The organism is Coprobacillus sp. (assembly GCF_984815275.1).
In genome coordinates this window covers 1-12,642 of sequence record NZ_CFJNYH010000013.1, presented here as the reverse complement: position 1 = coordinate 12,642, position 12,642 = coordinate 1, and the positions used below count along the sequence as shown (strand labels likewise).

Here is a 12,642-nt window from a genome sequence, read left to right as displayed (position 1 = left end):
TCCTTTATGCTTCTCTATAAACATATTTATAAACATGATAAATGGATAACACCAGAGTTGTAAATAGACCAATCAGCATAACCATAGCAACACTTAAAACATGATAGCGAGGAGTTAATATTAATAAGCAGACAAATTCAATAATGACTTCTAGAGTGCTCATCATGAACATTTCTTTATTCTTATTGAGAGCCTGAAGTGTTGCACTTAAGGGGGTCTGCAAATAAAAGAGGGTAAAAGGAATAGACATGTATTTTAGATAATCATAACCGTTGTTTGTGTTATACATAAACAGCAGGCACTTGTCGCCCCAAAAGTAAAATAACAAAGTAAATGGTAAACTGATAAGGAAGCAAACGATAACACCATAAATAACATGTTTCCGTAAGTCTCTTAGACGCCGGTATGCTATATCTTTATTTAAAATGGGAAGTAATAAACGTAAAACAACGTTGTTGAAGAATGTTGGAGTAACAAGCAATGATATAACATAGCCACTGATAATAGCATATTGCATATGAATATCTGATTCATTAATATTTAATTTGGTTAAAATTGCCACCAGAACAATTGGCTCAATAAAGTTATAGCATGTATGCAAAATGCGTGAGCCTGTTAAAGGTAGGGCGATATTCATCATGTCTTTGAGAATGAAATGATCTTTAAAGTATTCAATGGGGTGGTAGGTTACATTAACTTTGCGATGCATTTTGAAATATAAATAAATGATAGATGCAAGTTCACCAACGCTCATAGCGAGTATTGCAATAGAAACAAGATAAGTCATATCAAGGTTTACAAATGATTTAATCATAAAATAAGTGAAAATAATTCGAGCAACTTCTTCAAGTAATTGAGCAACTGATAAAGTCCAAACATCTTCTTTTCCTAAATAATAATTCTTAATAATTCCACTAATAGCAACCAAAGGAATAAAAGGCAGCATAGTTAAAAGTGGATAATAGGCTTGATCTTGTTTTAAAAAATCATGGGCTATAATTTGTGAAAAACATAAAATAGATAACATTATCAAAAGACAAGAGGCAAAACATATCAGAATTGCTGAGATTATGACTTTCTTATTGTTGTATTTTGGATGTGAAATTAATCGAAAGACAGCAGACGGAATGGAAAACTGGGCTAAGGTTATACACAAAGAAAGTGTCGGAATAACCAAAATGTATAATGCCATACCTTGTTCACTTAAAAGTCTCGATAAAAGCATTCTGTTAAACACTGAGAAGACCTTGGTTATGAGGGTACTGCCACTTAAGATAATAAATGAATTAATCAATTTTCTTTTCATAAAACACTTCCTTTATTGGTGATTTTCCTTTATAATAAATATGTTGAAAAATTGAGAAATATGTTAGGAAGTGCAGTAAATGGAAATCAATCTCAAGAATAACTTGCCATTAGATATTCTTTTTTTAATTCGAATCAAGGCTAATGAGTTCAAGACAGAGGGGGTTCATGATATCGATGCTAGTGATATTAAAGAATACCTTTATAAAATCAAATGGAAAAATGAAGAAACATTGGCTATGTGTGATGTGATTGATGATATTATGTCTCTTCGTTTTTCGGAGGTCTTTGATTATTTAAAAGTGAAAGTGATTAAAGAAGCGTCGTCTTTGAATTTAAATGATTTTAGTGAATTGATTGCGAAATAACTGTTAGTCAGTTATTTTTCTTTTTAAGGAGAATATATTATGGAATATAAAATTATAGAACCAAAAAAATATCAAGATATTCAAAATCAATATCAAGTCAATTCCTTATTGGCCAAAGTTATTGATATTCATGAATATGATCAAGAGACTTTACAAACACTATTAAGTCCTAGACTCATCTATCATGATTTTTCTTTGTTTGAAGAAGCTGATATGACATTAGAAAGAATTCATGAGGCTATTGAGAATGAAGAAAAAATATGCATTTATGGTGATTATGATTGTGATGGAATCTTAGCAACAACGATTCTTGTCCAGGCGTTTGCAGAATTAGGAGTACAGGTAGGTTATCATATTCCTAATCGTTTTGATGATGGCTATGGATTAAATGCTGCTAGAGTGAAGCAAATGGCTCAAAGAGGATATTCTTTAATCATTACAGTTGATAATGGTGTGAAAGCTTTTGATGCTGTAGAGTGTGCAAATGAGTTAGGTGTTGATGTCATTATTACAGATCATCATCAATTTGATAATGATTTGCCTGACGCTATGTCTTTTATTCATACCAAACTTTCACCAGAATATCCTTTTAAAGAAATATCAGGTGGGTTTGTTGCTTATAAATTGGCGAGTGCATTATTAGAGAAACAAGATAAATATTTATATTGTTTGGCAGCTATTACAACGATTTCTGATATGATGCCTTTATTAGATGAGAACCGTTCTCTTGTTAAAAAAGCATTGACTTTTATGAAGAGTGAAAAATATCCATCTTTAGAATTATTATTAGGAGATCAGCAAAGCTATACGACAACAACAATAGGTTTTACAATTGCTCCTAAAATCAATTCATTTGGAAGATTGCCAGAATTATGCAATCCGAATATTCTGGTTAAATATTTCTTAAAGGATGCACCAAGAGATTTAATGATGAAAGTTGCTCAAATGGCGACACAAATTAATTCAAAAAGACAGGCTTTAACAAATGAACAATATACTTTGGCAAGTGAAAAAATGAATGATGAATTTTTATATTGGGCTAGCGAAGATGTTCATGAGGGGCTGGTTGGATTAATTGCTGGTAAATATACTCGTCAATATGAAAGACCAAGTTTTGTTATGCATTATGATAAACAACTTGGTATATATAAAGGCAGTGCGAGAAGTGTTGATGGATTTTCTTTGCATGAATTTTTCACTGCTCATAGTGAGCAATTTGTGGCTTTTGGAGGGCATTCTTTAGCTGGTGGATTTAGTATTGATGAAGACCATTTTGAATCTTTTTATCATTGTATAGAAGAGAATTTAAAGGATGTTGAACTTCATGCAACGACCAATGCTTTATTGATTGATGAAAATGATTTAAGTATTGAAAATATAGAATCTTTGGCTATGTTGGAACCTTTTGGGATGGGAAATGAAGAGCCTTTATATCTTTTGAAAGATGTTCCTGTCATGAAATTTTATCAGTTAAGTGGAGGAAAACATTTAAAAATGGATATTGATTTTCCTCGTACAAAGATGACTGCATTGTATTTTCAACAAGGACAGTTATTTGATGAATTAAAGGATAAAAAATATATAAGTATTGTTGGCACTTTAAGTGTAAATGAATTTAGAAATCAAAAGAGTATAAATTTTATTATAAAAGATATTGTATAGATTCTTTATTATTATGATGAATTTTGGTATAATAAAGAAACAAGGAGGGCTTTTTAGCTATGGATTTAAAGAAATATATAGCAGATATACCTGATTTTCCTGAACCAGGTGTTCTGTTTAGAGATGTCACACCTTTACTTGCTGATAAAGATGCTTATCAAGAGTCTGTTCGTTTGTTAGCTGAATTTGGTAAGGATAAAAACGTAGATGTTATTGCTGGACCAGAAGCACGTGGGTTTTTATTTGGATGTCCTGTTGCTTTAGAATTGGGATGTGGATTTGTTCCAGTAAGAAAACCTGGGAAATTACCAAGAGAAATTTTGTCTAAGACTTATGAATTAGAATATGGTCATAATGAAATTCAAATGCACAGTGATAGTATTAAGCCAGGGCAAAATGTTTTGATTGTTGATGATTTATTAGCAACAGGAGGGACTGTTGAAGCTGCTGTGTCTTTAATTGAACAAATGGGTGGAAATGTCGTAGGAATTGCTTTCTTGATTGAATTAGAAGCATTAAAAGGAAGAGACCTTTTAAAAGGATATGATATTTATTCTGTCTTAAAGTATTAAAAAGAGACATTGTCTCTTTTTTCATAAATGAAAGGAGGAAGAATGATGGAATATAAAGGAGCACATGATCAAGTCATATTTCAGGATGTTTTAGATGTTTGTTCAACTTATATTACAAAACCGGAAAGTATTGATCTTATTAAAAAGGCTTATGATTTCATTATGGTTAAACATGAGGGACAAAAACGAAAAAGTGGGGAACCATATACAATTCATTTGATCTGGGTTGCATACATTCTTTCGACTTTAGAAACAGGACCAATTACGATTGCTGCTGGTTTGTTACATGATGTTATGGAAGATTGTGATGTGTCTCATGAAGAGATGGTAGAGCGTTTTGGTGAAGAAATTACAACACTTGTTGAGGGTGTTACAAAGATTAATAAAATGCCATTCAAAGATGAAGCAGATGTTTATGCAGAGAATCATCGTAAAATCTATATTGCAATGGCAAAAGATATTCGTGTTATCTTGATTAAATTGGCAGATCGTCTGCATAATATGCGTACTCTAGAATATATGCGTCCTGATAAACAGCAGCGTATTTCAAGAGAAACGCTGGAAGTCTATGCACCAATAGCTCATCGTTTAGGAATTAACGATATTCGTATTGAGTTAGAAGATTTATGTTTGTATTATTTAGATCCAAAAGCATATAAAGAAATTTCTGATTTACTTGAAGAAAAGCGTAGCGAACGGAGAGAATCAGTTGATAAAATGATGCAATCTGTCAAACAATTATTAGATGAAAATCATATTGATTATCGCATGAAAGGTCGTGCTAAACATATTTATAGTATTTATAAGAAAATGGTTATCAAGCATAAACGATTTGATGAATTATATGATTTAAATGCTTTACGCATTATTTTAAAAGATAAAATGAAATGTTATGAAGTCTTAGGTATTGTACATGATCATTATCGTCCATTGCCAGGGCGTTTTAAAGACTATATTGCAATGCCTAAACCAAATATGTATCAGTCACTTCATACAGCTATTATTGGTGAAGGTGGACATATTTTTGAAATTCAAATTCGAACTGAAGAAATGGATGAACTGGCAGAACGTGGAGTGGCATCACATTGGCGTTATAAAGAAAATAAAGGTTACTCTTCTAAACAAGAACAAAAAGAAATTGGGGAGAAGTTGCAATGGCTTGGTGATTTTATTACATTAAGTGATGAAATTAAAGATGGTGATGCAAAAGAATTCTATGATTCTTTAAGACGTGATATCTTTGAAGCCAATGTTTATGTGATGACACCACAAGGAAAGATTGTTGAACTTCCAAATGGGGCTACACCTATTGATTTTGCTTATCGTATTCACACAGAAGTTGGTCATCATGCAGTTGGAGCCATTGTTAATAATGTTATGGTCCCAATTAATACTAAATTGAAGACTGGAGATATTTGTGAAATTAAGACAAATAAAAACTCTGGTCCTAGTGAAGACTGGCTGAAATTTGTTCAAACTGCAGGTGCCAGAAATAAAATACGTCAATATATTTCTAAACAAGATAGTGAAACGCATAAAGAAACAATTGAAGAGGGTAAGAAACTATTAAGAGAAGAAATTAAAAAACGTGAATTAGATGAAAAGAAGTATATGGATCCGGATACTTACAAGGCTTATTATGGTTCGTTTGGTGCAAATAACTTTGAAGATTTAATGCTTGTGATTGGAAAAAAACAAGCAACAGCTTCAACATTACTTGATAAAGTTATCCCAAATCATACAGGTTTCTTTGATAATCTATCAAAAATGCTGAAAAAAAATAATAATGCTATTAAAAATCAGAAACGTTCAAATAGTAGCAGTTTAGGAATTAGTGTTAATGGTGTTGATGGATTAAAAGTACAATTATCTAAATGCTGTAATCCAATTCCAGGTGATCCAATTATTGGATATGTTTCTAAAGGACAGGGGATTAAGGTTCATAGAGCTGATTGTCCCAATTTGAATGGAGCAGAAAAAGGCCGATTGATTGATGTTTATTGGGATTATACAAATATTACAGAAAAACGTTTTGAAGTTGATATTGAATTAGTAGGATTAGATCGTCCTAATTTATTAAATGATATTATTACAGTCTTAGGGCAGGTAAAAGTGAATATTCTTAATATTAATGCTGGTATTCATGATATGGATGCCAATATACAGTTGAGATTATCAGTTGAAAATGCTGAAGTTTTACAACTCACAATTGATAATTTAAATAAGATTCAGGGAATCTATGAGATTAAAAGAGTTATACATTAATGATAAAGAATCATATATTTGGGAAAACTATTTTCAAATATATGATTTTTTGTATATGTATGAATAATTTCTCATATACTGAAAAGTATGTTATATTATAAAGAGTAGGAGGATTTTATATGAAACAATATACATATATGATGTTAAAGCCAGATGCTTTTGTTGATGGTAAAAAAGAAAAAGTTATTCAGGAATTAGAAAAATATGGATTGCATGTTGAGTCATCATGTTTATTAGAAGTTGATATGGAAGTTATGAAAATATTATTGGATCATTATCAACAAGTGATAGATGAAAAGGGTGCAGAGATTGATTTTACTGGTAAACTCTTTTATACATTTTATTACAATGGACCTAAATATATTATGCCTATGAAAATTTCATATGAAGGTGATGAGGATATTATTACATATTCTCGTCGACTGGTAGGAAAGACGAATCCTGTACAGGCTGATCCAGACTCGATTAGAGGGCATTTTAGTCAGGATAGTTATGTGAAAGCTGATCAGGAACATAGGCTTGTTAATAATATTATTCATGCCTCTGATTCACATGAATCTGCCAATAGGGAATTGCATATTTGGGAAAAATTTTTAAACTTATAATAGCCATCTTTTATTTTCAAAATATGAAAGTGAAAGGGCTTTCAATTTTGATGGAAATATGTTAAGATATAAATGAAGAAAAGGAAAGAACATGAAAGGAGGTCACAGAGATGCTGGAGAGTAGAAGAATAAAAACTTTATATTTGGGACCTGTATTCATGGTTAATCTAAATCTACCAAAAGATTATAGATTAATAAGAGACGTTTTACCCCCTAACATACGTTAGGCCTAAAGAAAAGGCCTTAGATATAAAGAAAAAAGTTCATGATATAGTAAAGAAAGATCATTATAAGTGAACAAAATAGTTTATAAATGAATGATATATTTTATTTGGAATGAATTCATATAGATATATAAGAAATTCATTAGTAAATAAGTATAATGAAATCACTTTATGGAAAAGATGTAAACATCCTTCGTGAGATTATGATTGATATGGAAATGAAATTATAAAAATTCCTAAGATATGTAAAATAGATAAGTCAGAATGTGAAGAGTAGATAATAGGAAATTGTTTATAATGGAATGAAATATGAATGATAAGTAAATGAGTTATTCACAAGAATATGAATAATTAATTAAGATTGAAAAATATAAATTATTCACATAGAAGATAAATATTTCTTCTTAATATAAAAGGGATAGGAGTTATAAAAACTCCTATCTTTTTTTGATAGCATAGTGGTCTTATAAATGATTATGTAATCAAAGAGTTAACTCATATGTTTAGTATGATTTTCATTATTGATTTTATAATTAAAAGCAAATATGTTTTATATGAAAGATTTATCAATTTTATTATATTTTGGTATGTCTAAGGGAAGTGGTTTCATATTTCTTTCTATTCAAGAAAGCGATTTTATGATAGAATAACAACAATAAGGTGGTGAGAAAATGTATATTGTCAAAGTATTGACTGAACATCCTGTTCATTCTTTAGATACAACTTTTGATTATTTAAGTGAAAGTTGTTTAAATAAAGGTGTACGTGTTTTGATTCCTTTTCATCATCGTAAGATTATTGGATATGTAGAGAATGTTGAAAAAACATCTTTAACGAAGGAAGAATTAGAACAAGAAGCTGGTTTTACATATCATTATATATTGGAAGTGATTGATGAAGAACCATTATTAAATCAGGAATTACAAGATTTGGCGAATACATTATCTCAAATGACACTATCTCCTCGTATTGCCTGTTTACAAGCTATGTTGCCAACACAATTAAAACCAAGTACAACACATGCGGTAGGAGTAAAATTAAAAACAATTATTGAAGTGTTAAATGATGGAACACCTCAAACTATTAAACAAAAAGAATGTTTGGAGTATTTAAAAGAAAATCCTCAATCACAAGCCAAAGATATTCCTTATACTAAAGGAGTTGTTGATAGATTAGTTGAACAAGGTTTTGTTCAATATGTTCAAGTGGAAGATTATCGTAATCCATTTTCAAAAGATATAATGGAAAACAAACGTGTTGAACTAACATCTGATCAACAGGCAATCGTTGATGGGATTATGCAAAAAACAGGGAGAGTTTCTTTGATTCATGGTGTGACTGGATCTGGAAAAACAGAAATTTATTTGGCATTGGCTGGATATATATTAGAGCAAGGGAAGACAGTTATGATGCTGGTGCCTGAAATTTCATTGACACCAATGATGGTAGAAGTGTTTAAACGACGTTTTAAAGAGGCTGTTGCTATTTTGCATTCACGCTTATCACAAGGTGAAAAATATGATGAGTATCGTCGCATTAAGCGTCAGGAAGTCAAAATTGTTGTAGGAGCACGATCAGCTGTTTTTGCACCGCTTGAAAATATTGGTTTGATTATTCTTGATGAAGAACATGATGCGAGTTATAAGCAAGAGTCAAAACCGCGCTATTTGACTTCTCAAATTGCCAAAATGCGTGCTTCATCACATCATGCTTCTGTTGTATTGGGGAGCGCAACACCTTCTTTAGAGAGTTATTCACGTGCAATGAAGGGCATTTATGATTTGTATACATTAGATAAAAGAATTAATCAGAAGCCTTTGCCAAAGGTTGAGATTGTTGATATGTTAGAAGAAATGCATCATCGAAATTATTCATTGTTCTCAAGAACGATGAAAGAACGCATTCAAATGACTCTTGATCGGCAGGAACAAGTTATTTTGCTTTTGAATAAACGTGGCTATGCCAGTTATGTTCAATGTCGAGACTGTGGAGAAGTGATAAAATGTCCCCATTGTGATGTATCTTTGACTTATCACAAGGATGAACATCGTTTAAAATGTCATTATTGTGAGTATCAGATTCCTTACCCTCAAGTTTGTCCTCATTGTGGTTCGAAGCACCTAAAAACGGTTGGATTTGGAACACAGAAAATTGAAGAGGAAATTGAAAGAATGTTTCATGGGGCTCGTGTTATTCGCTATGATGTGGATACAACACGTCAAAAAAATGGTCATTTGAAATTGTTAGAAAAATTCAAGAATAAAGAGGGAAATATTCTTTTAGGAACACAAATGATTGCGAAAGGTTTGGATTTTGAAGATGTGACATTTGTTGGTGTATTGAATGCTGATTTAAGCTTGAATATTCCCGACTTTCGGGCAAGTGAAAGAACCTTCCAGTTATTGTGTCAGGTGGCTGGAAGAAGCGGACGCGGTCAAAAACAAGGAACTGTTTTAATACAAACTTATAATCCTGAACATTATGCAATCACATCCGCTGCTCATCATGATTATCAATCATTTTATAAACAGGAAATGCTTTATCGTCAAAAGGCTAAGTATCCACCATATTGTCATATGGTCAGTTTAATTATTCAATCACGACAAGAAGGGCTGGTTCATCAAGCAGCAATAGAAATCAAAGGCTATTTAGATAAACATATTCAGCAAGCTGTATTATTAGGTCCAGCAAAAAGTGGCATCTTTAAAATGCAGGATATATATCGTGAGAGAATTCTCATAAAATTTATTCATAGTCAAGAAGTTTATCAGGCTTTAGAAACTATTAATGAATTCTATAATAAAAAACAAAAAGGAAAGGTAACTGTAGTATGTGATTTTAATCCATACTCACAAATATAGATTTATGGATAGACAATTTGCATTAGACATTTTATTAAAATATAAACAAGAGAAGAGTTATTTGAACTTATCTCTTCATGCCTGTTTTCAAAATCAACAGATTTCTAGAGAACAAAAAGATTTTATAACAAGAGTTGTGTATGGAACAGTTCAAAATATGCTTTATCTTGAATATTTATTAGAACCACATTTAAAAACAAGAGTGAAAGCTTATGAAAAAATGCTTTTATTAATGAGTTTATATCAGCATGAATTTATGGATAGTATTCCTGATTATGCAATTGTCAATGAAGCAGTTCGTTTGGCGAAAAAGAAAAAAGGAACAAAAACTGCCCAGTTTATCAATGCAGTTTTAAACCATGCTTTTCATCAGCATCGTTCCCTAGATGAACTTGATGATGAAAAAGAACGCTTATCAATTGAAACAAGTCATCCTTTATGGCTGGTAAAAATGCTTTCTAAGCAATATGGTGAAGAGGAAACAAGGAAAATTTGTTATGCTGATAATGAAGTTCCTTATAAAAGTGCCAGAGTGAATACTTTAAAAACAAAAAAGGAATCATTATTAAAAGATGACATGTGGAGTGAAGGTCAATTGAGTCCAGATTGTCTTTATTATCAACGTGGAAATATTGCGAATACAAAATATTACCAGGAAGGACTTGTTACCATTCAGGATGAATCTAGTCAAATGGTTGCAAGACTTTTAAATCCTCAACCTCATGAATATATTTTAGATATGTGTTGTGCCCCTGGAGGGAAAACATCACATCTTGCTGCTTTGATGAAAAATCAGGGAAGAATTGATGCTTATGATTTATATGAACATAAAATTCCTTTGGTTAAAGAACAAATGCAGCGTTTGGGAGTTGATATTGTTCATGTTCAAGCATATGATTCTACACATCTTATCGAATTATATCCAGCGGATACATTTGATAGAATTTTATTAGATGCGCCATGTAGTGGTTTGGGGGTATTGGCAAGAAAACCTGAAATAAAGTACCATGATTCTGATTCTATGGATGAAATTATTCAAATCCAACAAAAATTATTAGAAAATGCATATTTTTTATTGAAAAATGGTGGTAGAATTGTGTATAGTACTTGTACAATTAATAAAAAAGAAAACGGAAAGCAAATAGAAACCTTTATAAAAAATCATTCTGATATGAAAAAGATTGAAGAAACAACAATTTTACCATATCAATACCATAGTGATGGTTTCTATATGTGTTTATTAGAAAAGGAATGAAATAATGAAATCAATTTATGATTATACCCAAGAACAACTGATTGATGAATTTTTAGAATTAGGAGAAAAGAAGTTTAGAGCAACGCAAGTTTTTGAATGGCTGTATCTTAAAAATGTGAATTCATTTCATGAAATGAATAATATATCACAGGGTCTCAGACAAAAGCTTTCAGCACTATATTCAATAGGACCTCTTCAAATTAATGTTAAACAGGTATCTAAGGACGGAACAATAAAATATCTTTTTGAATTAGAAGATGGTGGTTTGATAGAAGCTGTTTTGATGGTTCATGATTATGGGAGAAGTTTGTGTATAACAAGTCAGCTTGGCTGTAATATGGCTTGTGAGTTTTGCGCGAGTGGATTATTAAAGAAGCAAAGAAACTTGACAGCAGGAGAGATGGTCAATCAAGTTTTAACTGTTATGCATGATACAGGAGAACGTGTATCTCATGTGGTTGTGATGGGAACAGGTGAACCTTTTGATAATTATGACAATATGATGAATTTCATACATATTATTAACCATCCCAAAGGTTTGGCAATTGGCGCTAGACATATAACGATTTCAACATGTGGTTTATGTGATAAGATTGAAATGTATGCTCACGAAGGGATTCAAAGTAATTTGGCAATTTCTCTACATGCTCCCAATGATGAAATTAGAAATCAGTTAATGCCAATTAATAAAAAGTATCCAATGGATAAGTTAAGAGAAACATTGGCATACTATATTCAAAAGACAAATCGTCGTGTGACATTAGAATATATTCTTTTAAAAGGCGTTAATGATGATATTACACATGCTAGACAATTGGCGCATTATGTAAAAGGATTGAATGCATATGTCAATTTGATTCCTTATAATGCTGTTGATGAACATGGTTATCAACAGTCACTACAAAAAGATGTTGAAGCTTTTAAGGCAGAACTTTTGAGGTTTCATATCAATGTAACGCAAAGAAAAGAGCATGGGCGTGATATTGATGGAGCGTGTGGACAATTACGAGCAAAGAAAGTAGGTGAGAAGTAGATGGAAGTCATTGCAATGAGTGATATTGGAAATGTGAGGACAGTTAATCAAGATTATGTGCGTTATTTCCAAAAAAATGACAATGAATGTTTGATTGTTCTCTGCGATGGTATGGGAGGACATAATGCGGGTGAAGTGGCATCTCAATTGACATGTGATGATATCATTGAACATTATCAAAATCATGGGGATTTTCATAATGAGGAAGATATTCGCATATGGATGATGGAGATGATTAATCATGCTCATGAATTGGTGAAGTCAAAAAGTCATATTTCTGATGATTTAGAAGGTATGGGGACTACAGTTGTTTTAGCACTATTAAAAGATGATTATATCTATATTTCTCATGTTGGAGACTCACGTGCTTATTTTTATGAAAATCATGAGTTAAAACAATTAACGAAGGATGATACATTGGTCAATGTGCTTGTAGATTCAGGAACAATTTCTAAGGATGAAGCTTTATATCATCCACAGAAAAATGTTTTG

10 protein-coding genes are annotated in these 12,642 nt (G+C 31.5%); 9 read left to right on the top strand and 1 reads right to left on the bottom strand.

Features of this window, described 5'->3' with window-relative positions; translation table 11 throughout:
* Window positions 1-4: 4 nt before the first annotated feature.
* Entirely contained in the window at window positions 5-1,306 is a 1,302-nt protein-coding gene (locus AC5M21_RS06095; protein WP_008789832.1) for an oligosaccharide flippase family protein, read from the bottom strand.
* Between the two features lie 79 nt (window positions 1,307-1,385).
* Here AC5M21_RS06095 and AC5M21_RS06090 point away from each other — a divergent pair, with 79 nt between their 5' ends.
* The 9 genes from AC5M21_RS06090 to AC5M21_RS06050 form a co-directional block, all read left to right on the top strand.
* Window positions 1,386-1,673, top strand: coding sequence for a post-transcriptional regulator (locus AC5M21_RS06090; RefSeq protein ID WP_008789831.1), 288 nt, complete (start codon window positions 1,386-1,388; stop codon window positions 1,671-1,673).
* 39 nt (window positions 1,674-1,712) lie between these two features.
* A complete protein-coding gene (gene recJ, locus AC5M21_RS06085; protein ID WP_008789830.1) occupies window positions 1,713-3,335 on the top strand; it encodes a single-stranded-DNA-specific exonuclease RecJ in 1,623 nt (540 codons plus the stop codon).
* Between the two features lie 59 nt (window positions 3,336-3,394).
* Window positions 3,395-3,907, top strand: coding sequence for an adenine phosphoribosyltransferase (locus AC5M21_RS06080; protein ID WP_008789829.1), 513 nt, complete (start codon window positions 3,395-3,397; stop codon window positions 3,905-3,907).
* A gap of 42 nt (window positions 3,908-3,949) precedes the next feature.
* Window positions 3,950-6,172 (top strand): RelA/SpoT family protein, encoded by a 2,223-nt coding sequence (locus tag AC5M21_RS06075; RefSeq protein ID WP_008789828.1) that lies wholly within the window; start codon window positions 3,950-3,952, stop codon window positions 6,170-6,172.
* A gap of 119 nt (window positions 6,173-6,291) precedes the next feature.
* Window positions 6,292-6,777, top strand: a complete 486-nt coding sequence (locus AC5M21_RS06070) for a nucleoside-diphosphate kinase (RefSeq protein WP_008789827.1) — start codon at window positions 6,292-6,294, stop codon at window positions 6,775-6,777.
* A gap of 895 nt (window positions 6,778-7,672) precedes the next feature.
* The gene (gene priA / locus AC5M21_RS06065; RefSeq protein ID WP_008789826.1) at window positions 7,673-9,862 is read left to right on the top strand and encodes a replication restart helicase PriA; all 2,190 of its coding nucleotides are present in this window, start codon (window positions 7,673-7,675) and stop codon (window positions 9,860-9,862) included.
* Window positions 9,863-9,866: 4 nt separating this feature from the next.
* The gene (rsmB, locus tag AC5M21_RS06060; RefSeq protein WP_008789825.1) at window positions 9,867-11,117 is read left to right on the top strand and encodes a 16S rRNA (cytosine(967)-C(5))-methyltransferase RsmB; all 1,251 of its coding nucleotides are present in this window, start codon (window positions 9,867-9,869) and stop codon (window positions 11,115-11,117) included.
* 4 nt (window positions 11,118-11,121) lie between these two features.
* Complete coding sequence (rlmN, locus tag AC5M21_RS06055; protein WP_008789824.1) at window positions 11,122-12,150, top strand: dual-specificity RNA methyltransferase RlmN; 1,029 nt, start codon at window positions 11,122-11,124, stop codon at window positions 12,148-12,150.
* Window positions 12,151-12,642: protein phosphatase 2C domain-containing protein (locus tag AC5M21_RS06050; protein ID WP_493531478.1), on the top strand; the 492-nt coding region annotated here is incomplete at its 3' end.